The 25,469-nt window shown below is 42.8% G+C and carries 17 protein-coding genes; 5 read left to right on the forward strand and 12 right to left on the reverse strand.

The genetic code is table 11. The features are described 5' to 3' along the window. Window positions 1-99 precede the first annotated feature (99 nt). Window positions 100-933 carry an energy transducer TonB gene (locus FHS24_RS10415; protein WP_183621074.1) on the reverse strand — a complete coding sequence of 278 codons (834 nt, stop codon included), beginning with the start codon at window positions 931-933 and terminating at the stop codon, window positions 100-102. A gap of 626 nt (window positions 934-1,559) precedes the next feature. Between FHS24_RS10415 and FHS24_RS10420 the strand changes: the two genes are divergently transcribed. Beyond that, on the forward strand, window positions 1,560-4,235 hold the full coding sequence (locus FHS24_RS10420) for a TonB-dependent receptor domain-containing protein (protein ID WP_227671797.1): 2,676 nt from the start codon (window positions 1,560-1,562) through the stop codon (window positions 4,233-4,235). 158 nt (window positions 4,236-4,393) lie between these two features. Here FHS24_RS10420 and FHS24_RS10425 read toward each other — a convergent pair whose 3' ends face one another. The 8 genes from FHS24_RS10425 to FHS24_RS10460 form a co-directional block, all read right to left on the reverse strand. Then, the gene (locus FHS24_RS10425) at window positions 4,394-5,227 is read right to left on the reverse strand and encodes a sulfite exporter TauE/SafE family protein (RefSeq protein WP_183621076.1); all 834 of its coding nucleotides are present in this window, start codon (window positions 5,225-5,227) and stop codon (window positions 4,394-4,396) included. Between the two features lie 259 nt (window positions 5,228-5,486). Further along, window positions 5,487-5,990, reverse strand: coding sequence for a flavin reductase (locus FHS24_RS10430; RefSeq protein ID WP_183621101.1), 504 nt, complete (start codon window positions 5,988-5,990; stop codon window positions 5,487-5,489). A gap of 148 nt (window positions 5,991-6,138) precedes the next feature. Then, the gene (locus FHS24_RS10435) at window positions 6,139-7,167 is read right to left on the reverse strand and encodes a methionine synthase (RefSeq protein WP_183621077.1); all 1,029 of its coding nucleotides are present in this window, start codon (window positions 7,165-7,167) and stop codon (window positions 6,139-6,141) included. Window positions 7,168-7,222: 55 nt separating this feature from the next. Then, on the reverse strand, window positions 7,223-8,245 hold the full coding sequence (locus tag FHS24_RS10440; RefSeq protein WP_183621078.1) for a DUF1852 domain-containing protein: 1,023 nt from the start codon (window positions 8,243-8,245) through the stop codon (window positions 7,223-7,225). A 386-nt stretch (window positions 8,246-8,631) separates the two neighbouring features. Then, the gene (locus tag FHS24_RS10445) at window positions 8,632-9,522 is read right to left on the reverse strand and encodes a DMT family transporter (protein ID WP_183621079.1); all 891 of its coding nucleotides are present in this window, start codon (window positions 9,520-9,522) and stop codon (window positions 8,632-8,634) included. A 90-nt stretch (window positions 9,523-9,612) separates the two neighbouring features. Further along, window positions 9,613-10,368, reverse strand: coding sequence for a helix-turn-helix transcriptional regulator (locus FHS24_RS10450; RefSeq protein ID WP_183621080.1), 756 nt, complete (start codon window positions 10,366-10,368; stop codon window positions 9,613-9,615). A gap of 336 nt (window positions 10,369-10,704) precedes the next feature. Beyond that, window positions 10,705-13,806 (reverse strand): efflux RND transporter permease subunit, encoded by a 3,102-nt coding sequence (locus FHS24_RS10455; protein ID WP_183621081.1) that lies wholly within the window; start codon window positions 13,804-13,806, stop codon window positions 10,705-10,707. Continuing rightward, window positions 13,803-15,161: an efflux RND transporter periplasmic adaptor subunit gene (locus FHS24_RS10460; protein WP_183621082.1), complete on the reverse strand. Its 1,359-nt coding sequence runs from the start codon at window positions 15,159-15,161 to the stop codon at window positions 13,803-13,805. Before FHS24_RS10460 ends, FHS24_RS10455 begins: the two co-directional genes overlap by 4 nt. Before the next feature lie 631 nt (window positions 15,162-15,792). Here FHS24_RS10460 and FHS24_RS10465 point away from each other — a divergent pair. Next, window positions 15,793-15,957 (forward strand): hypothetical protein, encoded by a 165-nt coding sequence (locus FHS24_RS10465; RefSeq protein WP_183621083.1) that lies wholly within the window; start codon window positions 15,793-15,795, stop codon window positions 15,955-15,957. A gap of 93 nt (window positions 15,958-16,050) precedes the next feature. Here FHS24_RS10465 and recG read toward each other — a convergent pair whose 3' ends face one another. Next, window positions 16,051-18,372, reverse strand: coding sequence for an ATP-dependent DNA helicase RecG (recG, locus tag FHS24_RS10470; protein WP_183621084.1), 2,322 nt, complete (start codon window positions 18,370-18,372; stop codon window positions 16,051-16,053). Window positions 18,373-18,640: 268 nt separating this feature from the next. Between recG and FHS24_RS10475 the strand changes: the two genes are divergently transcribed. Then, entirely contained in the window at window positions 18,641-19,654 is a 1,014-nt protein-coding gene (locus FHS24_RS10475; RefSeq protein WP_183621085.1) for a patatin-like phospholipase family protein, read from the forward strand. Window positions 19,655-19,792: 138 nt separating this feature from the next. Here the strand turns inward: FHS24_RS10475 and FHS24_RS10480 are convergent, their stop codons facing one another. Further along, window positions 19,793-20,380: a hypothetical protein gene (locus tag FHS24_RS10480; protein ID WP_183621086.1), complete on the reverse strand. Its 588-nt coding sequence runs from the start codon at window positions 20,378-20,380 to the stop codon at window positions 19,793-19,795. A gap of 470 nt (window positions 20,381-20,850) precedes the next feature. Between FHS24_RS10480 and argA the strand changes: the two genes are divergently transcribed. After that, window positions 20,851-22,173 (forward strand): amino-acid N-acetyltransferase, encoded by a 1,323-nt coding sequence (gene argA / locus FHS24_RS10485; RefSeq protein ID WP_183621087.1) that lies wholly within the window; start codon window positions 20,851-20,853, stop codon window positions 22,171-22,173. Between the two features lie 156 nt (window positions 22,174-22,329). Here argA and FHS24_RS10490 read toward each other — a convergent pair whose 3' ends face one another. Beyond that, window positions 22,330-23,061 (reverse strand): FKBP-type peptidyl-prolyl cis-trans isomerase, encoded by a 732-nt coding sequence (locus FHS24_RS10490; RefSeq protein WP_183621088.1) that lies wholly within the window; start codon window positions 23,059-23,061, stop codon window positions 22,330-22,332. 421 nt (window positions 23,062-23,482) lie between these two features. Here FHS24_RS10490 and FHS24_RS10495 point away from each other — a divergent pair, with 421 nt between their 5' ends. Next, the gene (locus FHS24_RS10495) at window positions 23,483-25,255 is read left to right on the forward strand and encodes a mechanosensitive ion channel (RefSeq protein ID WP_183621089.1); all 1,773 of its coding nucleotides are present in this window, start codon (window positions 23,483-23,485) and stop codon (window positions 25,253-25,255) included. Window positions 25,256-25,469: the final 214 nt, after the last annotated feature.

Genomic DNA, 25,469 nt, shown 5'->3' on the forward strand with positions numbered 1-25,469 from the left:
GGTAATGATTAAATCTATGATGAGTGAAGTAGCATTGATAAAAGCTGCTAGGTAAAAAATGTTTAGTAAAAACGGTTGATGTTTTTATTACAAACCCATCTAACGCGGTGCGACATAAGTTATTGGTAAGGTAACCATACCTACCACTGCCACGTCGTTTTGTTTAAAAGGATGGAATCTGCCTTGTTTGGCTTGTCGTATCGCGGCTTGATCGATAGCAGCATTGCCAGAAGACAAGGCAATGCTCACACTATCAATATCCCCTTGTCTGTTTACTTGAAGGCGCAACTGTACGGTAAACGTCTCACCTGAATGCGCTCGGCGTGCCGCTCTTTCGGGAAAATTAAACGTTGGCATGCTTTCCCAGCTTGCTTGACTTGCCGAAAAATTAACCGGCTGATTGCTGGCAGCTTCTCTGGCCTGACGCTCCACATCCTCTCTGGCTTTGCTCTGTACTTTAGCCTGACGTTCTGCATCCTCTTTCGCTTTGCGCTGTGCTTCAGCTTGACGCTCGGTTTGTTTTTTCGCTGCGAGTTGCTCGCTTTCCCATTGTTGTCGATCAGTCTCTTCAGAACTAATAACAGGCTCAGACTTAACAACAGGTTCAGACTTAACAACAGGTTCAGAACTAATAACAGGCTCAGACTTAACAACAGGTTCAGACTTAACAACAGGTTCAGACTTAACAACAGGTTCAGACTTAACAACAGGTTCAGACTTAACAACAGGTTCAGACTTAATAACTGGCTCAGAAAGTGTTTCCACAATCTTAATCTCAATAGGTGGCGTGTCTTTTGGTTGTTTAACCACAGATTTGGGCATCTCAGAATGAACAACACTCCAGCCAGTAGCAGCATGAAATGCTAGTACGACCACTAAGGTAGCGACATTAAGTGGCTTAAGCATTTTTTTATTATTATCGCTGTTTCTCATAACAACCTATTATTTATAAAAAATATTGAATGGAATTTAAGCGCTGTCTCTTGTCTAACTTACGATTACTTATGCTTTGCCATAGCATTTTACCTTAATGTTATAATATAACATATCAATATATAAAATAGTCGCTAAAAGATGGTTGCTAGAAAAAGTGATCTAGCTCGAGAGCATCGGCCTAAAAGTCAAATTAGGTAAACAACCCCTACTGTCATTTACGATATGGGACATGAAAATCACTAGCGGCAAAGAAGCAAATACAACGTCTGATAAATTTCTCTTGTAATTTAAATGATATGTTATATTATAACATTCCGAAGTAAATTGAAATCATATCTTTAATTTACAACTAGCTTTATGAATAACTGATTTGACGTATCTAGCGCTTAAGCCCCGAGGCATAAGCGGTCGAAGTTACTTATTGAATCTTTATGAAGATAAGAAGGGCCAACAAGATAAATAAGTGTCGACCGCTGATAAGGGGGAATTTACGCAACCTCAGTTAACACCTATAAATTTTCATCATTAATTTCAGGCACATTATGAAAAGAAAACCGCTAGTTATTGCTGTTTATGCGCTTATGATTACTTACGCAAATCACGCTTATGCTGACAGCAGGCATATGAGTGAGATAAAAAACGACCATCTTTCTAAAGTATCTCCTTCAACCACATTGGATACCATAGTCGTCGAAGCCCAATCCATCAGCCCTTCTGCTTTGGCTTTTGGCAATACTCAAAAAGCCAGCGATGTGGTGATTAATCGCGAACAATTAAGTCTACGCTCAGCGACTTTGGGCAATGCTTTGTCTGAAGAGCTTGGTGTCCATAGCAATCCATTTGGCGGTGGCTCATCAGCGCCTATCATCCGTGGACAAGATGGGGTACGGATTAAAGTTCTACAAAATGGTACCGATGTGGTGGACGTCTCCAACATGTCACCAGATCACGTCATTGCTACCGATACCTTACTTGCCGAACGCGTCGAGCTAGTGCGCGGGCCTTCTACCTTGCTATACGGCACAGCGTCATCAGCTGGAGTGGTGAATGTGGTGGACAAACGAATCCCAGATAAGATGCCGCGTGGCAATTTTAATGACAAGGTAGAGGGTGAAGCGCTGCTTCGTTACAACACCAATAACCAAGAAAAACTGGCAACAGCAGGTGCTACCTTTGGATTAACCGATCATATTGCACTGCGTGTAGAGGGGCTGAGCCGACATGCTGGTAACTACGAAGTACCTGAATTTAAGTCAGATGTAACGCTTGATTATTTACCAGATTCTTATAACAAGTCAAAAGTAGGTACGATCGGGTTATCTTGGATTGATGATATGGGTTATATCGGCGCCTCTTATAGTCGCCGTGAAGATGTATACGGCATCCCTGGCCACAATCATAATTATGACAGCTGTGATGGTCACTTTATTAACTGGCTTGGTTCAGCAGAAACTGGCTTTCATGGTCGCTACTACCTTAATGCCTATCCGCACTTGATGGATGACAATGACATTATTGATTTTCCGCACTTTGATGGCTGTCATGTGGGTGGGCATGCAGATGATCACGGGCATGAACACAATCATGACCAGCCTCTTGGCTTTGAGCATAATCATAATCACAAAGGCCCTTGGGTAGATATGACCTCAGATCGCTATGATGTGCGTGGTGAGCTACGTGAGCCGCTTAAAGGCATTGATAAGGTTAAGCTTAGCCTCACTTATGCCGACTATTATCACGACGAGAAAGATCCTGGTAACCCTGATCGTACCACTGGCATAGGAGAAGGGTTAGATCTTAGATTGGATAAAGGGCACGCTGCAGCGATTTTTAACAACAAGGGCTTTAATAGCCGATTGGAAACGTATCATACGCCCGTTAATGGATTTAGCGGTATGCTTGGCATGCAGTATCAAAAGCAGGAGATGAGTGCAGAAGTACCTTATCTACCCAGTTGGGGTGATACATCTAAAGCTGATCCTCGGTATTTACTTGTTCCTCATACCAATAAGAATCTAAGCGTGTTTGGGTTAGAGCAATATGAGATTGGGGACTTCACCTTCGAGGCAGCAGCTCGCTGGGAAAAACAAAAAACACCGGTTGAATACGACCAAGACTTATTGAATAGAAAACTTGAATGGCTAAACTCTGGCTTTCCTTCTCTAGATTCCAATAAAGTTGAGCATCCAGATCTCAGCCCTTACGAAGAAGATGCCACCTCTTATGCGGGTAGCATTATTTGGGACTTTGATCCGGAGTACCGCCTATCATTTACCGCGTCACACAATGAGCGCCTACCTGCCCCGATGGAGCTATATTATAACGGTAAGCATTTGGCGACCAACTCGTTTGAATATGGTAATAAAGACCTTAAAAAAGAACGATCAAATAACATTGAGCTAGGTATCTCCCACTTTGGGGAGGACTGGGAATATAACTTAAGTGGCTATTACAATGACTTTGATAACTACATCTTCAATGAGAACATTACCAAGTTTGGCGACTTATATATGCGCCGCTATAATCAGACAACAGCGAACTTTTATGGTTTAGAAGGCGATATTAGCTATCAGGTGACACCCAATCAGAAGCTGACGGTATTTGGTGATTTTGTGCGGGGTAAAATTGGCTCACTAGCGCCTGTTGTAGGGAAATCCTTGTATGGTGAAAGCTCTGAAGTCTTGGGTCTAAAGCCTAGCTGCGAGGGTTTAAGCGGTGAGCAGATTGCCGGTCAATTATCAGATTGTGTGTTGTTGTCTAACGAGCAAGCCAATCCTATCTTAGAAATTGATGAGTCCTGTAGCCTTAATGACTTAGCTGAGGCGCTCGAATACTGTGTGTTGAGCTATCCTGAAAAACTGGGAACAGATGTACTAGAGCGCCCCGGTACCAATGCACCACGTGTGCCACCTGCCCGCCTAGGTTTTCGTTATAACAACTATTTAACGGATAAGCTTTCGGTCAATATGGATTATAGCCATGTGTTTGAGCAAAACAAGGTGACTACCTCAACCATTGCTATCAAACCGCTTGAATATGATGAAGATGGCACTAAACGCCAATATGATAATAACTCACTGTTGATTCAGCCTAGACTGATCACAGAAAATAAAACGGAGGGCTACAATTTGTTAAATCTTGGCGCAGACTATGAAAGTGCTTACGGCAATTTTGACTATACCTTATCGCTACGTGCAAATAACTTACTGGATGAGAAAATCTATATTCACAACTCTTTCTTACCCTATGTGCCACAAATGGGGCGCAACTTTACCCTAGGGTTGAATGTGAAATTCTAATTTAGTGGTCTTCTAAAAAGTATGCTCGCAATACAAATCCAGAAGACGTTATTACTCTCTGACAACTGCGGTGACGAGCAAGTAATAACGTCTTATCGCTTTGATTTCTTTTGTGCCCCTGCTATTGTTAATTCAATACTAGCAGGGGCCTTTTATGCTCAAATGAACCCTTTAAAAAGAAAATAACATCCCACCACAGTTAATAATACTGCAAAACACTTCTTTAAGAGTTGCGGTGATAATATATGAGCAACTTTTGCGCCTATTTTTGCGGTAAAAAAGCTCATGATGCTAATCCCTAAAAAAGCATAAATGTGCACAAAACCAATGGTATTAGGCACATCAACTTGCTGCTGCATCCCAAAAATCATAAACCCTAACGCACCAGCAATGGCAATCGGCAATCCACACGCCGCTGAGGTGCCAACAGCTTTTTGCATGACCACACCATAACGCGTGAGATAAGGGACGGTTAAGCTGCCACCACCGATACCAAAAATGGCAGAAGCGACACCGATAACCCCGCCTGCCGCTAGTTGTTTAGGTTTTGAAGGCAATTCTGAATTAGCATCGTTGGCACCACTAGCACTGCTAACATTAGCAGCGACCTGCTTTTTACCACCAAAAAACATCTTATAAGCGACCCACAGCAAAAATACGCCAACAATAAGCTGAAGGTATAGCCCAGATATTTGCCCTGCTATCCCCGCGCCCAAAAAACAGCCAATCGCTAAGCCTGGTGCCAGATTTTTAAAGACAGGCCACATGACCGCGCCCTTTTTATTGTGCGCCATGAGCGAGCTGATAGAGGTGACAATGATGGTCGCCAGCGACGTACCTAACGCTAAATGCATGATGCTGTCAGGATTGTAATCCATTTGGGTAAAGACGATAAATAATAGTGGTACGATAATCGTGCCGCCGCCCACCCCAAACAGCCCCGCAGCAAATCCTGCTAGAGCGCCTATTGTTAAGAAAATTATTAGTTCCACAGGATAGCTACTTCTCGGTTAAATGATAGTTTTATAGTCGATACTGAATAAAATGGATACATCATCTGACAGCGTGAAACTGGTACAAATTTTTCTAGCTTGCTATGCCTATGCCTATGCCTATGCCTATGCCTATGCCTATGCCTATGCCTATGCCGACAGAGGCTACAAAAAATTCATTCCACTATCACTGTATCTTCTTAGTATTGAGCTGACTATAGTTAGATAACAATTAGGTAGTAAATGTGAGAAAGTCAGCTTAAACGGTTTCTACTTGGCCCACTTGATGGTAAGCGCGGTTGAAATATACCAAACTTTCATCAGCCCCGTCTCGTTGTTCAGAGCGTTTGATGGCGACAACTCGGCACATAAAAACACTGTGCGTGCCGACTTGCTGAATATCCTCAATCTCACAGTCGAAACTGACCAATGCATCCTCTAATACAGGAGCTCCTGTGACTAAATCAGTCCAAGAGCCTTGTTGAAACCGCTCTTCTGAGCATAATTTAGACGCAAAGGCATTAGATACTGGCTCATGCTGTGCGCCCAACACATTGACACTTAAGGTTTTATTTTCAAGAAAATGGACATGCGAGCGAGATGTTTGATTCATACAGACAAGCAATGTTGGCGGTGTATCGGTCACGCTACATACCGCCGATGCGGTAAACCCATGGGCACCTGAGCTACCTTTGGTGGTGACCACATTGACGGCGGTCGTCAATAAAGACATAGCATCTCTAAAGTCGGTTGCTTCAATCACATCTTTACTCATTGCTGCAATCCTAAATTTTAAATCGGTAAGTACATTGATAACTGAGGTCACTCATGATTTTAAACAAGCTTGTATAGACGGAGTTAAAAATCCAAGCTATAAAAGCTAAATTTTTCATAAGCTTAGCTGTTAAATTCTAAGCCGTCAGCTCTTGACGTACGATTGCCGCGCCTGCGCTTAGAGCATTCAATTTACCGCGGGCAACTTGGCGCGATAGCGGTGCCATGCCACAGTTGGTCGAAGGATACAGCTTGTCCGCATCAACGAATTGTAGTGCCTTGCGTAGTGTATCCGCAACCTCTTCAGGCGTCTCAATATTATTGGTTGCCACATCAATGGCACCAATCATCACTTTTTTACCGCGAATCAATTCAATCAAGTCCATCGGTACATGTGAGTTTTGACACTCTAAAGAGACAATATCGATATTAGACTGCTGCAATTTAGGGAATGCTTGCTCATATTGACGCCACTCCGAACCCAGTGTCTTTTTCCAATCAGTATTGGCTTTGATGCCGTAGCCGTAGCAGATATGTACTGCTGTTTCACATTTTAAACCTTCTATAGCACGCTCTAACGTAGCAATACCCCAGTCGTTGACGTCATCAAAAAACACATTAAATGCTGGTTCATCAAACTGGATGATATCGACACCCGCCGCTTCTAATTCTCTGGCTTCTTGATTCAAGATTTTAGCAAATTCCCACGCCAATTTTTCACGGCTTTTATAATGACCATCATATAATGTATCAATCATGGTCATAGGACCGGGCAGCGCCCATTTGATTGGCTGATCGGTTTGCTGACGTAAAAACTTCGCATCTTCCACAAATACAGGTTTTTGACGGCTTACGCTACCCACGACTGACGGCACACTCGCATCATAGCGATTACGAATGCGAACGGTCTCACGCTTTTCAAAATCGACACCATCAAGATGTTCAATAAAGGTGGTGACAAAATGCTGACGGGTCTGCTCGCCATCACTGACAATATCAATGCCTGCATGTCTCTGTTCTTGCAATGTTAAACGTAGCGAATCTTGTTTGGCTTCTATAAGCTGCTCACCTTCTAATGCCCAAGGTGACCAAATTTTCTCAGGTTCTGCCAACCAAGAGGGTTTCGGTAAGCTGCCCGCTGTTGACGTCGGTAATAATAATTCCATGTTAATTACTCTTTTTTATTGTCTAATCTTCTATATGTCGGTTAGTAAGGCTCTGTTAGGCAGCGCGTTTTTTAACCGCTTCTTTTTGAACGGTATCGCTTGTCACAACATAGTTTGCCGCCCACTCATTAAGAATTGCTAGATAGGGCTTGATAAACTCGTCTTCCGTAAATTTGCCTTGCGTCACTGCCATCTGGCTACGCTCTTCGCGGTCATAGACAATTTGAGTCAGTGAGTAATCTTGGTATTTCAAACTAGGTTGATACACTTGAGCAGCCGTCGAGTTGGCGTTGTAAATTTCAGGGCGATAAATTTTTTGGAAGGTCTCCATAGTACTGATGGCACTGATCAGCTCAAGGTCGGTGTAATCACGTAGCAAGTCACCGGCGAAGTAAAATGCTAAAGGCGCCACACTACCTGATGGCATAAAGTAGCGCACCGTTAAGCCCATTTTATGGAAATAGTCATCGGTCAACGAATATTCATCTTGTTTATATTCAAACCCTAATACAGGATGCTGATTGCCGGTACGCTGATAGACTTTACTGCTCGATACACTCAGACAAATCACAGGTTGTTTATTAAAGCTGGCTTGGTAAACCTCTGAGTTCAATAAATGTTGAAACAGTTTGCCATGCAAATCACCAAAATCTGCTGGTGGTGGCGACGCTGGATTGTTATCGAAGTGTTCTGGCAGTACGATGCTAAAGTCATAATCGCGCACATAAGATGAGAAACTATTGCCAATCATACCGTCAATACGCTTGTTTTCTTTATGGTCGATAATCGTTGTTTTTAGCGTTTCAATGACTGGAAATGTATTGCCATTACCTTCGATATCTAAGTCTGCAGAAATGATATCAACTTCAACGGAATAACGGTCGGCGGTTGGATTATCCCAATGCGCGAGATCATTAAAACGGTTATTTATCATAGTCAGCGTTTTGCGTAAGTTCTCTTGACGACTCTCCCCACGCGCCAAATTCGCAAAGTTAGTCGTCAGACGTGTGCTGTCTGCAGGCTGATAGTTTTCATCAAAACGAATGCTCGAGATTGAATATGTAAATTGCTTACTCATGATAATCCACTACCTTAATCTACTCTCATTAATTGAGATAAAACCAAATTTCTGTATGAGATGAATCATACCTAAACCATTACATGAATAAAAACGATACTATTTAAACATAAGATGAATATAATTCATGTTGGTAAGATTAGATTATGGAGAAGGATTGGATAGCGGGGATTTTGGCGGATTGCTAGACGGAATATAAAGCCTGTAAAAGATTTACATTCATAAATTATAAATACTTAGCTGTACGCTATGTATGTCAAAGCACTAATCTACTGAAACAGTGACAGTGTATTTGGTTGTCGAAATGAAGTGATATTTCTGAGGATAAATTCAGTTATTTTTAATTTAAAAAACCATACTTACCTACTCCAAAAGCATTTGCTATCTTAAGAAGACTTTTGAGTCTGATAAATGAACAAGCTTACGCAGACCAAAATAGCACCGAAAATAGTTAATGCGCTCAAAGTGCTATCAAAAACCAGACTCTCTAATATCATCGTTAATAAAGGCAACAAGAAGAATAAGGTGCTTACTTTATCTGCGGCGCTATATTCGAGCATAAGTATCAATAATAAATATGCCCCTACAGAAACCACTGCGCCCATCCATACCAATGATAGTAAAGAAGAAGCATTGACCTCAAAGGATAATCCTTTATAAATAACCACTACTAAGAATATAAAAAATGAAAATATAGTCTGAATCAATAACGTTAAAATAGGCGGCGTTTTAACCTTAGCTTGAGCAATAGTACCAAACGTGATGGATAGTAATGCCAGTACGGAAAGTAGCATACCTAAAGCATTTATTTTATTAATACTATGATAGCCCAATGTTGATAACACCAAGCCTGAAAAACAAATCGCTAGTAGTATTAAGTTTTTAACGCTAATCGTATTTGCACTTAGTAGCGACGTTATAATTGGCTGTATACCAAGCACTAGTATAATAATGCCAAGGGATAGTCCTGTGTTAATAGCTGAAAAATAAAACGTTAAATAGAGTACTTGTAGCAATAGACCTGAAAATATAATGCCTCTGAGCTGGTCTTTCTTAAGCTCAGTGATAGTTATTTTTTTATGGGCAGATTTTAGATAGATGGCTAGTAGCAGTGATAAAGCGATTGCTGATCTTAAAAATAAAAAGCTCCAAGAGTCGGTATATTGCAAACCAACCTTTGCACAGATAGCACCACCACTCCATATTGCCAAAAATCCTATAGGTGCAGCAAAATTTACAATATCCTGCTTCGATTGATTGTGAAAATTCAATTTCATATCTTTACCTAGCGTGCATTCGAATGATGCCGCTATGATAATAAAATTGATGCTGCAGGGTTTGTGGGAATAGATTGAAATATATGCTGATTAGCTTATTCTTGTGTGCTTCATATTCTGATTATTACAACGCAGCCTGTATGGCGTCTGGTGATAGACGCTAGAAAAACGACGTATAAAGGCAGAAACATTATCATAACCGCACTTCTCAGCCACAATCGCAATAGGTGTGTCAGTATTTAGGATGAGGCCAAGCGCAGATTTCATACGAAGGTTGGTAATATAAGCGTAGGGCATACAACCAAGATGCTCTTTGAATAACACCTTGAACTGACTTTCGCTCAGACAGGCAATGTCAGCAAGTGACTTTATCGTGTGATTGGTGGCGATATCATTCTTAATAGTGTGAACAACTGCAGTCAATCGAGTATCCAGTCTTTTACTCATCTGCATATTTCCAAGAAGCTCTTTTAATAACTCAAACATTATCCCTTTTATCTGTTGGTTGTAAGCAGAGGTCAATTGCTTTTCAACAAAAGAGATATATAACAAGGTTTTTTCGTCCATTGAAAAATGTGCTTCATTTAATGTCGACCCTAAAAAGCCTATATCCTCTATATTTATTACTAAAAAACGAAAGTCCTCTCTCGCCTGAAATTGATGTTGAACACCTTTTTTGATAACCAATACTTCTCCATAAGAAACATTAATAGTTTGATTGCTAATGACCATTCTAATGTTACCCATCAATGGTATAAGAATTTGATGGTAATCATGAGTATGACCTTCAAGCTGGCTGTCGTAAGTCCTAATAAATAAATGATTTATTGGCTCAATATTTTTCATGAGGTCTATTCACTGTTTGAAATATTGGTAGGTAACAGGACTTTAGGAGAGTGTAGCAAAAAAACTATCTTAGCGATTAATGACTTGGAGGCTTTGAATGCTAGTCTTCTTTTAAGATACTTCAATTTTAAGATAACCCAACGAAACCAGTTATTTTTACCTTTAATACCATTAATAGACACTTCAAATAGACTGCATGAATGAAACCATTTAAATTTGAATAGTTGATTAAAAATATTTAAATTCTGCCGATAGCAAACAACTGATTAGCCACTAAATAAATTAGGTCAACCACTTCCCGTGAGATTGACCTAGAAACTACTTTAGTAATACTGACTATTTCTCGACAACTATACTTTCCTTCTCTTTACCATGCGGTATCAACCATTTACCAAACCAGCCTGACAAATCGTCCATTAAGGTGTAAACCACGGGAATAACCACGAGGCTTAATAAGGTTGAAGTGACCAAACCACCCAAAACCGCTGCTGCCATGGGACGACGGAAGGTAGGATCGACATCACCCCAACCAAATACCAATGGCAGCATACCTGCACCCATCGCAATAGTGGTCATAATAATCGGCCGCGCACGCTTACGACAAGAGTCGATAATGGCATCAAAACGCGCCAAACCTCGACGCTGGGCAATCAATGCATAATCGACCAGCAAGATAGAGTTTTTGGTCGCGATACCCATTAGCATAATAAAACCAATCATCGATGGCATCGACAGACTGCTATTGGTAATCACCAAGCCCACAAAAGCACCACCGATTGACAGCGGTAATGCCATCAAAATGGTAAAGGGCTGCAATATACGGCCAAATAATAAAATAAGCACGCCTAAAATACAGACCACGCCGACCGACATTGCAATCACAAAGCCGCTAAATAGCTCGGCCATGTTTTCTGCTTGTCCTTGGTCAATAATGGTAATAGACGCTGGCAACTGCTGCATACTGGGTATACTCTTAACCGCTTGTACTAAGTCGCCAAGCTCACCATTGGCAGGCTGAACGGTGATACTAATCGCCCGCTCACGATCGAGGCGGCTGATTTGCGCAGGCCCAGTACCAAAATCTAATGACGCTACTTCACCCACACGCACGCCTTGTCCAGCTGCTGGTAAGGCACTCGGCACATATAAACCTTCTAACTGACTGACCTTTTGCTTAGCAATATCAGGTAAACGCACCACTATCGGTATCTGCCGCGTATCCAAATTAAGCTTAGATAAACGCTGCTCATAATCTCCAACGGTAGCCACACGTAAGGTGGTCGCAATATCTTGCGTAGTCACGCCTTTGTCAGCCATCGCTAATCTGTTTGGTGTCACTGTCAGCTCTTGGCGTGGCAGACTGCGATCACTGGTGACAGCGCCGGCACTTGGTAACGCCCGAATCTCTGCCATCATTTTCTGGACTGTCTGCTCAAGCAGGCGCGGATCAGTACTGGTTAGAGAAAAATTATAACCAGTTTCACCGCCACTTGATAAACCAACGGTAAAGCGTGCACCCGGCACCTCTGCCAACATGCTGCTTATCTGACGTTCAATCTCTTGCTTAGAACCGCGCTCTGCTCGTGGCGCAAGTACAATATCCAAACCCGCGATATTTTCAGCTTTACCGCCTGAGCTGGCTTCCATTGCAGCTTGCGCTTCCCCTACCGAGGTAAAAATATGGGTTACTTCAGGCATGGCCAAAATACGCTCACTGGCCATTGCAGAAACTCGCTCGGTATCTTCGAGCGATACATCGGGGGTCAGCTCAATCTCAACCCGCGTCTGGTCGATATCATTATCAGGAATAAAAGAGGTTGGTAGTAATTTCACTAAGGCCAACGATGCCACAAATAATATTAACGTCGCCCCCATCGTGATCCAGCGATGATGCAGCGTCCATGACACCACTTTTAGATACCAATCCATCAGCGCGCTTTGTTTTTCAACGTGTTTTTTTTCTGGGCGTAATATATAAGCAGCCATCATCGGTGTGATAAGACGCGCGACCATTAACGACGCAAATATGGATAAGGCGGCGGTCCAACCAAATTGTCGGAAAAATTGCCCAACAATCCCGCCCATAAAGGCAGTCGGTAAAAACACCGCAATTAGGGTAAAAGTGGTCGCGACGACTGCTAAGCCAATCTCGTCAGCGGCTTCCATCGCCGCTTCATAAGGCGTCTTTCCCATACGCAAATGGCGTATGATATTTTCGACTTCTACAATCGCATCATCGACCAGAACGCCAATGACCAATGAGAGTGCTAATAAGGAGATAATATTAAGACTAAAGCCAAATAAGTACATACCTAAAAAAGTAGGAATGACAGATAACGGCAACGCAACAGCCGCTACAAAGGTGGCACGGATATTGCGCAAAAATAAGAACACCACTACTACAGCTAGCAAACCACCTTCTATCAGCATGCGTAAGGAAGCTTGATAGTCTTCGGCGATGGGTGTGGCTCTATCGTAGACTTTTTCAATATCGATATTGCCAACGTCGTCTGACAGCTTAGCAAGCTCGGCATCAACCAACTCCATAACCTCAACTTCACTGGCACCGCGCGAACGTGTGATATTAAATGCCACCACGGTTTCGCCATCGAGCTTGGCAATCGAGCTTGGGTCAGCAGCGCCATCGGTGATTTGCGCCATACGTCCAAGCGCTTGCGTACCGCCTGTCGGCACAGCGACTTGCAAATTGTTTAAATCACTGGCGCGCTCAACCGCCCCAAGTACACGGATGGTCTGGGTGGTTTTGCCGACCTCTGCCTCACCGCCTGAGCTGTCTTGCTGAATACCGGTGATTTGATTGGATAACTGAGTGATAGAAAGCTTAAGACCACTTAAGGTAATAGGGTCAGCAGCAACCGTAATCTCTCTCTGCAAGCCACCGATACGGCTGACGGTACTGACACCCGGTATGTCGGATAGACGCTTGGTCACCGTATCATCAACGAACCAAGACAAGTCTTCCACATTCATATTTTCAGAGGCAACAGAATAGGTAACGACGGGAAACCCTGACGTTGAGACTTTGGTAATAATGGGATCATTAGCAGCGGCTGGTAAATCACCACGTACCTCACCGACAGCCGAACGCACATCGTCAACTGCTTCTTGAATGTCTTTTTCTAAGACAAACTCAGTGACCATAGTCGCAGCGCCTGTCTGTAGGGTGGTGCGAATATGTTTAACGCCCTCAATACTGGTGAGCTTATTTTCCACCTTCTTTGCAATATCGTTTTCGAGCTGCGATGGCGCAGCACCCGGTAATGTGACCGTAACTACCACTGCTGGCAGGTCAATATCAGGAAACTGCTGCACCTTCATTTGCATAAAGCCGTAGATGCCGCCTAATGTTAGCAGCACAAACAGCAAGATGGCGACTAAAGGATTTTTAATCGAGTAAGCGGATACATTTAAACTCATGAGCGCGCCTGCATGGTTGTGCCAGTAGTGGCGGCGGTTGCCGTTTTACTAGCTTGGCTGCCCGATTTATCATTGGTTGTATTCATGCCATCAACGATACGTACTAAGTCGCCATCGTTTAAGAAGCTGCCGCCTTGCTTCACAAGTCGGCTTTCTGCCGGCAGTGGCTCTGTCAGCGCCACATTATCACCAAAGCGCTCACCCAAGGTCACGCGTTGCTGTTTGATACGGCCGACATTTTTACCGTCTTGGCTGCTGACATTGGTCACTAGCATCACATAATCATAGCCATCATTGCTGATGATAGCGCTATTAGGCACGGTTTGAGCACTGGTACTGCCCAATAAAAATTCGCCCGTTTGGTACATGCCCGCTCGTACTTTTGAGTTAGCAGCGAGGCTGGCATAAATAGTGATTTGACGGTTATCATCGGCAGTTGGTGCAATGCGGCTGACTTGCCCCATGACAGCATCGCCGCCTGGCAAGCTGACACGTACTGGCGTGCCGACATTAACTTCACCGAGGAGTTTCGGATCGATATCCGCGCGCCATTCCAAAACGCCGCCTTTAATAATGGTAAATAATGGCTCACCGCCAGCAACCATACCAACTTCGGCCATTTTCTCACTGATAATACCGCTGACCGGTGCGACCACGTTGGCATTATTGACACTTAAGCGCTGGGTGCTCAGTCGCGCTTTAGACGCTTGTAGTGACGCCTGTGCTTGCAGTTTAGAGGTGCGATAACGATCCGCTTCTTGTCTACTAATGGCATCTATCTCAATCAGCGGCAGTACGCGGGCAGCATCGGCAGTCGCATTGGCAAGCGTTGCTTCAGCTTCAGCAACATCGGCCTCAGCTTGCAAAACTTGCTGCTCCATGGCATCGGTATCAAATATCGCTAGTACTTGCCCCGCTTTGACGCGATCGCCCTCTTGTACTAATACACGTTCGATAGCAACACCGTTTACTTTGGCACTGACATTAGCAACATCTTTAGCGTTGATGGTGCCATCGGCACTGAGCGTGTTGCCAATACTATCTTGGCTTGGTGACACCGTTTCTACCGAAAGCACCGCTTGTGCGCTGCTGGTAACATTTGGATTTGCGCTATCGTTTTGCACGGTGTTAGCAGTTGGCGGCTCATTGCTCACCGTTTTATCCCCGCCCCAGTACTTACCAATCAAAACCCCAATAACGAGCATAATGGCCAATACTGGCAACAACCACAACGGGAATTTTGACGATGGTTTTGGCGCTCGCGCGTCAGCTTGACGGTATGGTGGTAGCTCCGCTTTGCTAATCGTATCAGCATCGACTACTGGCCTGTCATTAGGGTCTTGAAGGTCACTCATAAACGGTCTCTATAAATAAGAGCAATAATGAATATCTAGCTACTACTCACCATTTACTATTATGAAAATAGCTAATGATAAGGTTAAAAACTAGGCTGAAAATAGTGATAGATTTTGGACATTGTAGCTTATCTCATCAGCGCGTCAATAAGTACAGATATCTTTCGAGTCTATATTTTTATGCCAAGACTATAAAGTAAGCTACTGAATCTAATTGAAAAATTACTACTGACTACTATGGATATCACTCTTATATGCCATCTTCGGTAAGTTTGAGACGACCAACTTGCTTAGCGCTAAACATACTTTACTTTATTACCGCTTCGAGCCAACTGTGATTCTGCCTATTACAATAGCATCAATAAAAAGTATCGATGAAAGTTATCGATACTTTTAAAGCAATAAAATCAACTATAAAGTATATTTAGAAAAACTTACACGCTAGCTACAGTTTAATATTGCGTTATTTTTGCAACCTGCTAATATCATTAATGTACTCATTAAAACCATTATACTGTCATGGTGATATAATCAATTAGTAGAACAGTTTAGTCTTAGGCTGCTTTGACTTTGTAATGATGCTAAGACAACTGATAAACAGTAGTTCGAATCACAAACCAAGGAGTCAATTATGGCTAATAAAGAGAAAGTAAAAGATCTCAAAAAAGAGATCAAAGATACTAGAGCGAAGATTGAGAAGCAAAAGAAAAAGCTTAAAGATCTTAAAAAAGATGTAAAAAGGGCAAAAAAAGAAAAGCCTGAGAAAAAAGATAAGAATGAAAAGAAAGATAAATAATTTTTCTTTTGAACGTTTCTTTAAGAATATTATCTTTTAGACACGAAAGAGGATAGCACTAGCTATCCTCTTTTTTATTTACTAAAACCTCTGCTAAGCATTGGTATAGCGACTAGCCTCTGGCATCCAGCGGTGGATAAGTTGACTGACATCAGCTTTACGTGTTGGGTTGGCAATAAGCTGTTTAGCTAAGCGCTGCGCAATAGCAAACAGCTGCTCATCGCGGATAAGGTCGGCCAAATAATAACCGACGTTACCAGTTTGACGTTTACCTAACAGCTCGCCAGGTCCACGCAGCTCTAAATCTTTTTGCGCAATGACAAAACCATCGGTACTTTCGCGCAGGACATTTAAGCGCTCAGTGCCTGTCTCCGACAACGGCTTTTGATACAGTAATACACAATAGCTTTTGGTCGAACCACGACCTACACGTCCGCGCAACTGATGTAGTTGCGACAATCCCAAACGTTCGGCATTTTCGATGACCATAAGTGAAGCATTAGGTACATCAACGCCAACCTCAATGACCGTGGTGGCAATTAACAAGTCAAGGTTACCGGCTTTAAACTCTTGCATGATGGCTTGTTTATCAGCAGATTTCATTTTGCCATGCACCAAGCCAATGCGAATATCCAAGCGCTCATTTAAATCTTCATAAGTCGCTTCTGCCGCTTGTGCATCAAGGACGCTTGACTCTTCCACCAATGAGCAGACCCAATACGCTTGCCTACCTGCCTCACAATTCACCGCAATACGCTCAATAACTTCATCTCGGCGGTTACGGTCAATGGTCACCGTAGTAATTGGCGTACGTCCAGGTGGTAACTCATCAATGATAGAAGTATCCATATCACCATAAACGCTCATCGCGAGCGTACGCGGAATCGGGGTTGCGGTCATAATCAGCTGATGCGGCGTGCTATTCGCCACGCCCTTATTGGTCAAGGCCATGCGCTGCTCAACACCAAAGCGATGCTGTTCATCAATAATAACCAATCCCAATTTGGCAAACTGTACCTGCTCCTGAAATAGTGCATGAGTGCCAACCACCACTTGCACGCTGTTCTCACTTACTGCCTCTAACGCTTCGCGGCGCTGCTTCGCCGTTTGCTTACCAGCGAGCCAGCCAACGCCGACGCCTAGCGGTTCAAACCAGTTTTTAAAATTCACCAAATGCTGTTCTGCTAAGATTTCTGTTGGTGCCATTACCGCTACTTGCCAGCCACTATCGAGTGCATAGCCTGCTGCGCCTGCTGCGACCAAAGTTTTACCTGCGCCAACATCACCTTGTACCAGTCGTAGCATCGGAATAGAGGTCGCCATATCAGCCGTGATATCTTTCATTACTCGTTGCTGCGCGCCGGTTAAGTCAAATGGTAGCGCACCAAATAGTTTATCGGCAAGCGGGCTTTGGCTGGCGCATTTGGGTGCTTTATACTGATGTAATTGCTGACGGCGATATAATAGACTTAGCTGATGCGCGGTTAATTCTTCAATGATTAAACGCTGACAGGCAGCATGAGTGCGAGCACTTAGTTGCGCCAGCAGCTGATATTGTAGCTCTGCGTCGGTATAGGTCGGCGGCGTATGCAGCAATACCAAGGCTTCAAATATGGTTAAATTATAAACGTTATTATGAGTCGTGCTTACAGTCTCTGACTTAACTTCATTATTTACACTATTACTAATCGAATTGTCAGGTACACTACGCGCAAGGGTTGAAAATATATCATCTGGAAAATCAGTTTCTACAATTGCTAATTTCGCAGGCTCAAAAGGCGCTAACGGTAAATCAGCCACCACGTCAAAGTCGGCTGGGGTGAACAAGGTCATCGGTAAACCTTGAGTACGAACCGTTTGCAGCGCAAGCTTGATTAGCGTGCGCAGCTTATTTTGATGCAAGCCTTTAACGCTAGGATAAATCGGCTGTAATCCCGTATTAACGATGGCTTCATTGCTGTTAATGATTTGATATTCAGGGTGATGTATTTGCTTACCGTAACGACTCACCTTTACTTCACCAAATAATTGCAGCTGCGTGCCAAGACTCATCGTTTGCGCAAGACCTTGATACACCTTAAAAAAACGCAGCGAAATGGTGCCAGTATCATCATCGACCACCACCGTCATGCCACTGCGCTTGGTATCAACATGCACCACTCGCCCTGTAATCAAGGCAGCTTGCCCATGCGCCACATCAGCTATCGATACCAGTCGGCTACGATCTTCGTAATCACGCGGCAGATGCAGTAGCAAATCAAAAATACGCACAATACCCAATTGGGCTAATTGCTCGGCCACTTTTGGTCCCACACCCGCCAGCGCCGTCACCGGCATATCGAGCGCCGAAACGGGCATATCAGATCTTATATGGTCTGATGAATTCACTGTCGTGTGCTTAACCGATATGGGCATCAATTATCCTAATGATATAAAGGTAAATACTATCTAATTAACTGTCTTATTTTAAAGTCTAGGTTTTAAAGTTTATGCCGTCTTATAAAAGCTATAATCATGAATATGCTATAAAACACTCAGTTATAATGATTATAACTGACAAGCGACTTGCTTATGCTAAGCTATTTAGCGATACGGCGTCTAGCTGATTTCTGAGTAAGCTATTGATGAATGGCTTATCGTATAACCATTTATTCCTCTATGACGATTTTTGCTAAGGTTTTTTATGTTTTTACCTGCTAACTATTACCCCTATCGTCATTTATCACGATTACTGCGATTCAGTATGCTTGGCATATTGGGATTGTCTATTAGTGCTTGTCAGAGTATGACGCCAGTTGCTGAAACCGTCACGCCTATAAACACTCAACCAAAAGTCGCCCTAGTCTTAGGCGGCGGCGGTGCTAAAGGTTTTGCCCATATTGGGGTGATTAAAGCGTTAGAAGAAAGTGGCATCACGCCGACGCTAGTAGTCGGCACCAGTGTCGGTAGCTTGGTTGGCAGCTTATATGCCAGTGGTTATAACGCCAAACAGCTTGAACAATTAGCGTTAAATACTTCTGATAGTGAATTGACTGATTTCACCTTATCTAACCAAGGTTTCATTGAAGGTATTAAGCTTAAAAACTTTATCAATGCCAAAGTAAGCGGACGCTCTATAGAGGATTTTCCTATCAGCTTTGCCGCAGTTGCTACCGAAAAACACACGCTCAAAAAGGCAGTTTTTAGCAGTGGCGATGCTGGACTTGCGGTACAAGCCTCCTGTAGTGTGCCCAATATTTTTATTGCGCCGCGCATTCCTGAACAAGTCGGTAAGAAATATATCGATGGTGGTGTGGTCAGCTTAGTACCGGTTGATACAGCGCGTGATTTGGGTGCCGATATCATCATCGCTGTTGATGTGACGACTGCCAATGTTAATACTTCCACTAGCAATAAAAAACTGACCATCAACTCATTAACCAGCTTTTGGGGCTTTCTTGAGAGCAGCGTTATCGCAAATGCCGCCGCAAATGGCACTGATTCCAGTCAAGCAATTAGCAGTCGTGCTGCATCGATGCGCCTTGAGCGTGATCGCGCTGATATTATCATCACACCAAGTGTTGGTCATATCAGCTCAATCGATACCAGCCAGCGCAGCACTTTGATGACGGCTGGCGCACAAGCTACCACTCCGCAAATTGCTGCTATTAAACAACTTATTAAAGAAAAGTCGCAGAGTAAATATGCAATGCTTTAATTTAAAAATCAAACGAAGATAACAAAAGCCACTTTACTGAATCCAAAGCTCGAAAAACGGCAACAAAAAAAAGCACCGCAGTATTCACTGTGGTGCTTTTTGATGCAGCAAGTATTAAATAAATATTAAAAAAGGAGTTTATTTAACACGTGCACGATATTTAACCACGACGGTATCATTCAGACCAACGCCTTCTAAATCCCAACGTACCGCTTTATAGAACTTTAATGGGATTTCTTGCAGTTGATTGTCAACCTTACCACGTAACGGCATACGGGCAAAGTTACTACCATCGGCACTACCATATGGGAAATCAGGAGATACTGCCCGTAGCAATTCCACTTGCTCAGGAATACTCATGGTAACCGTCATTTTACGGACGCGATCGGCATTGGTATTGGTAAAGTAGCCTTGATACTCTAAGACATTACCTGATTGTAAACGCGTATTGGCATTAACTGGTACTAGCAGTTCCTGACCATTTGCATCGACACTAATGAGTGACGCGGTAATTTTGCTATTAACCGCTTGCGCATTTGAGCTACTGCCTTGGTTGGCATTTGCTTGCACTGCCACTGAGTTATCAACGGCTTGTTCTGGCGTTGGCAACATCGCTGACGCCTGCGTCACTGCCATCACGCCAACGAGCGTACCGGCGACAACATGAAATAAGCGGTGTCCGCTCCACGCACTGAATGGGTTTGCAAAATGGTTACTTTTCTTCATGACATTCATTATCCCTAGTTAATGTATCGATAAAACAATCTTGTAATAAAAATTCGCTAATACAACAATGTGTAGATAAACCCATATAGTTATAAGACGCGTCAACAAAACAACGCTGCTATGCAAGCATCGGATTGCGCGCATTATTACTTTATTGCTTAAGCCTCATCATATATCGTCGTCGTTATTAATGTTAAATTTTTGCCATTACTATTTTTAGCTATGGTTATTTTTATCAATTATCTGCGTAAGCTATCGCTAAAGCAATAGCGCTTAGCATAACAAAAAGCGTTTGGCGGTACACTAATCCCGTGTTGAGGTTGTGTATATCATCTATTTACTACCAAGACTTCTTAATACGACTGAAATAAAAGATAGCTCATAACGGCGTTTTTTGCTATGGTAATTCATTAGTGACAGGCTTTTACTGTCACGCTCCTTTTCTTATTCTAACGACTATTGCTCCCATTATGACTACTAGCGCCATGCCACAGATTAACCCTGAATACGTTCACTGGTTCCGTAACTCTGCCCCTTACATTAATACCCATCGCGGTAAGACTTTCGTGATTATGTTTGGCGGTGAAGCGGTCAATCATCCAAATTTCAGTACCTTGATTCATGACTTTGCTTTATTGCATAGCTTGGGTATCAAGCTGGTATTGGTACACGGGGCGCGACCGCAAATTGAAAAAAACCTCAAAGACGCAGACATTGCCTCACCATTGCATCAAGACATCCGCGTGACCCCGCGCGTCGCCATGCCATCTATTTTACAAGCGGTTGGTGCCATTCGTTTGCAAATCGAAGCCCAACTATCGATGGGCTTGGCAAACTCACCCATGTACGGCTCACGTATTGATGCGGTCTCGGGTAATTTTGTCACCGCCCGTCCTTATGGTATTCGTGATGGCGTTGATTATCAGATGACCGGTGAAGTACGCTCAATCGATGTTGAAGCTATTAAAAACAATCTCTTACATGACCATATCGTGATTTTAGGGTCTATGGGTTATTCAGCAACTGGTGAAGTCTTTAACCTACTGGCTGAAGATGTTGCCCTTAGTGCCGCTGTGGCGCTTGGTGCCGATAAGCTGATATTCTTGGGTGAAGAAGCCGGTATCAATCATGATAACCGCTTGCTGCGTGAGATGATTCCGAATGAAGTCGACCGCTTCTTACGAGATCGTGATTTAAACTGTGAGATTAATTACTTTTTAAGCTGCGCCAGTAATGCGTGCCGCCAAGGGGTTCATCGCACCCATATTATCTCTTATGCTAAAAATGGCGCGCTACTCGAAGAGCTATTTACCCGTGATGGTTCTGGTACTTTGATTAGCCATGACCCGTATGAAGAGATTCGCCGTGCCAATATCGATGATGTGGTCGGGCTGATCGAACTATTATCACCGCTAGAAGAGCAAGGTATCTTGGTGAGCCGCTCACGCGAGCGCTTGGAGCAAGAGATTGATCACTATAGCGTCATTGAGCGTGACGGCATGATTTTAGGCTGTGCTGCGCTTTATCCATTGGATGCAGATTCGGCAGAAGTCGCTTGTGTGGCGGTACATCCCGAATACCGTAGTGGCAGCCGCGGTGCTGACTTGCTAGCATTTTTAGAACAGCAAGCACGCAGTCATGGTCTACATAAGTTATTCGTTCTGACCACTCGTACCGCGCATTGGTTTGTCGAACAAGGTTTTGCGGAAGTTGAAGCAAGCGCCCTACCGGAAGATCGCCGTGAGAAATATAATAACGGTCGTAACTCTAAAGTGTTCCAAAAAACCCTATAAGCACTGAGTCAATTAGTTAGTTAGCTTTTCATTAATCAATCGATAAACGACTAACTTAACTGCTTCTCAATAAAAAGCCCTCATAATGTATGAGGGCTTTTTATTTTTTATAAGCGCTTTTTTATAGCTACTATGAGTTAAAATTCTAATAACGCATTATTTTACTTTTAATAGCTCAACAGTAAAGATAAGCGTGCTGTTTGGCTCGATACCTGCATTACCCGCTTCGCCATAAGCGATATCAGATGGGATGTAGAACTCGTATTTACCACCCTCTTTCATCAACTGTAGACCTTCAGTCCAACCAGCAATAACTTGGTTTAGTGGGAATTCAATTGGCTCACCGCGCTCGTAAGAGCTGTCAAATACCGTACCGTCAATCAATTTACCTTCGTAGTTTACTTCAACCACGTCTGTCGCTTTTGGTGATTTACCAGTACCTGCGGTCACTACTTTATATTGTAAACCAGAAGCAGTGGTTTTCACGCCAGCTTTCTTGCCGTTTTCTGCTAAGAATGCAGCACCTTTGGTTTTATTTTCGCCTGCTTTGGTTTCCATATCTTTAACAAACTTCTCTTCTTGCTCTTTTTGATAGGTCATTAATACTTCTTGCATCTGTTCTTGCGTCAATGCTGACTCTTTACCTTCGTAGCCGTCACGGAAGCCTTTTTCAAAAGTATCAAGATTCAGATCGCCAACCGCTTCTTTATTACCTTCTGCCATCATATAACCCAAACTGTAACCCACTTTTTCATTGGCTGGGCTTTTTTCAGTTACTGAAACGCTTTTACTGGCAGTTTCTTTATTACCATTGCTGGCGTTACAGCCGGTGACTAATAACATTGCACTAGCAAGGGCACTAATGCTTAAGGTAGTAATTTTTTTCATAGAATACTCTCAAATTATAAGGATAGTGGCGAGATGTCACATTCTTCTATCATAACAAATCTTAGTTTTAGGAGCTATGATTCCCGTGAAATTATCGGTCAAATGTACAGTCTATGTTAATATTTGCCGCAAAAATAACAACTTATCACACAACTATAGTAAGTAGTTAAGCTTTCTATCTTTAAATCCCTCATTACATCAGCTAAGCTAAATTGGTTAAGGTATGAAGTAACAGAACGTAGTTTTTGTTAACAATTGACATAAAGTGTCGATTGTTCTCTGTTTAGAACCGCTTTTAAATAACTTAAATTAAAAATACTAATAATTAGGTATGTGTTTCCTGCAAATAATCCTGCTTATGCTTCTATTTAATAGCAGGAATTATTTAACAGCTGATACATGAACATTCAAGGAGGACAGGATGAATCCAATGTATACATCGTTCAACGGTTATCTGGGTGGCCCTATCGGCTCCATCATCGGCGCTATTCTAATTTTCATCATTGGTTGGCTCGTGGCACTGGGTATTGCAGCCCTTGTACGCGGTGTGTTATCGAAGATCAATATCAACCAGCGTATGAATTCTTCTACAGGTAAAAGCTACGATTTAGAGGGTATTCTCTCAAAAATCGTTTTTTGGTTTATCTTTATCATCGCCATCGCTGGCGCGTTAAGTCAATTAAATCTAAACTCTATTTCAACGCCATTTGCTAATATGGTCAATCAAGTCTTGACCTTTATACCGAATCTCATTGCTGCGATTGCTGTTGGTGTGATTGGTTGGGTTCTAGCGACTGTTGCTCGTACAGCGATTAATGCGGCATTATCAAAAACCTCGATGGATGAACGTCTAAGCGCTAAAGCTGGCGTAAAACCATTAAGTAGCACCATTGCGGATATGGTTTACTGGTTTATCCTATTGATTGTATTGACCATGGTACTTGGTCAGTTAGAGCTTGATGGATTATTTGCACCATTGACCAATATGGTCGATAAAATCTTCAGCTTTATTCCTAATATCCTCATCGCTGGTGTGGTCTTTGTGGTGGGTTATATCATCGCCAAAGTCGTACGCGGCATTGTGACCAATTTGGTTTCTACTTTCGATGTACAGAAGCTTGCGACCAAAGCAGGCCTAAGCGAACAAAACAGCTTGCCTAATATCGCAGGTTCACTAGCATTTTTAGTGATTATCATTCCAACGATTATTGCAGCTTTAAATGCCTTAAAAATCGATGTGATTGCTCGTCCTGCGACCAACATGCTTAATAAGATCATGGAAGCATTGCCAAATATCTTTATGGCAGCGGCGATTTTAATCGTCACCTTCTATGTGGTACGTATGGTTGCCAACATCATCAAAGGTCTACTTGAAAACACCCAAGTCAACCAGTTGCCTGCGAAAGTTGGTTTAGAGCAGACAATGGGCGATAAGAAAATCTCTGATCTAGTTGGTTATGCGATTATCTTCTTTGCGATGTTGTTTGCTGCTATCGCTGCCGCTGATTTACTAGGTTTTGAGCCTATCTCGGCCATCATTACCATGTTTATCGCGTTCGGTGCCAATATCATCCTCGGCGCGGTCATTTTGTTTATTGGCTTTTGGCTTGCCAACATCATCGCTGGTGTCGTTGAGCGCTCTGAGCAAGGTTCACAGTTCTTAGCAAACATCGTACGTGTATTGATCATGGGCTTAGTACTTGCCATGGGTCTAAAAGCGATGGGTATTGCTGACTCTATCGTTAACCTCGCATTTGGTCTAACCTTAGGTGCGGTTGCTGTAGCATTTGCTCTATCGTTTGGTCTTGGTGGTCAAGAAGCGGCAGCTCGCTTCCTACGCAAGATGCAGGATAAAATGGATAGAGAACGTGATGAAGCAAAAGCAAAATCTGCTTTGACCCCTAACTCGTCAACTCAAGATAAGTTTGCTGCGTCAGTTCGCGAGAATACGCCAAGTGCAGCGAGCAACCCGACGCCTGCATCAACCGTATCTACTACTCCTGCTGTCACCAGTACGCCAAATAACTTAAGCTCAAATACTGGTACGCCTAGCAACTTAGGCACAAGTAATGACTTAGATTCAAGAAGCGATTTGGGTTCTGAACCGGTTGATATTAACCACATTGAAACTGATGATAGTACTACCAACAATAATGGTTTCCCATTTACTAACGATAGTGATAATTTGAAATAACTTATAATTTAGTAATGGATAATCGTTAATTCAAATAAAAAAGACAGCCTAGGCTGTCTTTTTTTTATTCGTGCTTCTTCTATTTAAATTTCTCATTGCACGCTGAAATAACAATCTTTAAGCCTACTTCTACTATAGTAGAATTTCTTTGAAATCGATACAGTGCGACTGGAATGAATTTTTCGTAGCCTCTGTGATAACAACAAGCAAGGAA

This window comes from Psychrobacter luti (genome assembly GCF_014192115.1).
In the GTDB taxonomy this organism is placed as follows: Bacteria; Pseudomonadota; Gammaproteobacteria; order Pseudomonadales; family Moraxellaceae; genus Psychrobacter; species Psychrobacter luti.

Bases quoted from the DNA above. Each gene is read 5' to 3' on its own strand.
- FHS24_RS10415 (WP_183621074.1), bottom strand. From the start codon at position 933: ATGAGAAACAGCGATAATAATAAAAAAATGCTTAAGCCACTTAATGTC.
- FHS24_RS10420 (WP_227671797.1), top strand. From the start codon at position 1,560: ATGAGTGAGATAAAAAACGACCATCTTTCTAAAGTATCTCCTTCAACC.
- FHS24_RS10435 (WP_183621077.1), bottom strand. From the start codon at position 7,167: ATGGAATTATTATTACCGACGTCAACAGCGGGCAGCTTACCGAAACCC.
- FHS24_RS10440 (WP_183621078.1), bottom strand. From the start codon at position 8,245: ATGAGTAAGCAATTTACATATTCAATCTCGAGCATTCGTTTTGATGAA.
- FHS24_RS10445 (WP_183621079.1), bottom strand. From the start codon at position 9,522: ATGAAATTGAATTTTCACAATCAATCGAAGCAGGATATTGTAAATTTT.
- FHS24_RS10450 (WP_183621080.1), bottom strand. From the start codon at position 10,368: ATGAAAAATATTGAGCCAATAAATCATTTATTTATTAGGACTTACGAC.
- FHS24_RS10455 (WP_183621081.1), bottom strand. From the start codon at position 13,806: ATGAGTTTAAATGTATCCGCTTACTCGATTAAAAATCCTTTAGTCGCC.
- FHS24_RS10460 (WP_183621082.1), bottom strand. From the start codon at position 15,161: ATGAGTGACCTTCAAGACCCTAATGACAGGCCAGTAGTCGATGCTGAT.
- FHS24_RS10465 (WP_183621083.1), top strand. From the start codon at position 15,793: ATGGCTAATAAAGAGAAAGTAAAAGATCTCAAAAAAGAGATCAAAGAT.
- recG (WP_183621084.1), bottom strand. From the start codon at position 18,372: ATGCCCATATCGGTTAAGCACACGACAGTGAATTCATCAGACCATATA.
- FHS24_RS10475 (WP_183621085.1), top strand. From the start codon at position 18,641: ATGTTTTTACCTGCTAACTATTACCCCTATCGTCATTTATCACGATTA.
- FHS24_RS10480 (WP_183621086.1), bottom strand. From the start codon at position 20,380: ATGAAGAAAAGTAACCATTTTGCAAACCCATTCAGTGCGTGGAGCGGA.
- argA (WP_183621087.1), top strand. From the start codon at position 20,851: ATGACTACTAGCGCCATGCCACAGATTAACCCTGAATACGTTCACTGG.
- FHS24_RS10490 (WP_183621088.1), bottom strand. From the start codon at position 23,061: ATGAAAAAAATTACTACCTTAAGCATTAGTGCCCTTGCTAGTGCAATG.
- FHS24_RS10495 (WP_183621089.1), top strand. From the start codon at position 23,483: ATGAATCCAATGTATACATCGTTCAACGGTTATCTGGGTGGCCCTATC.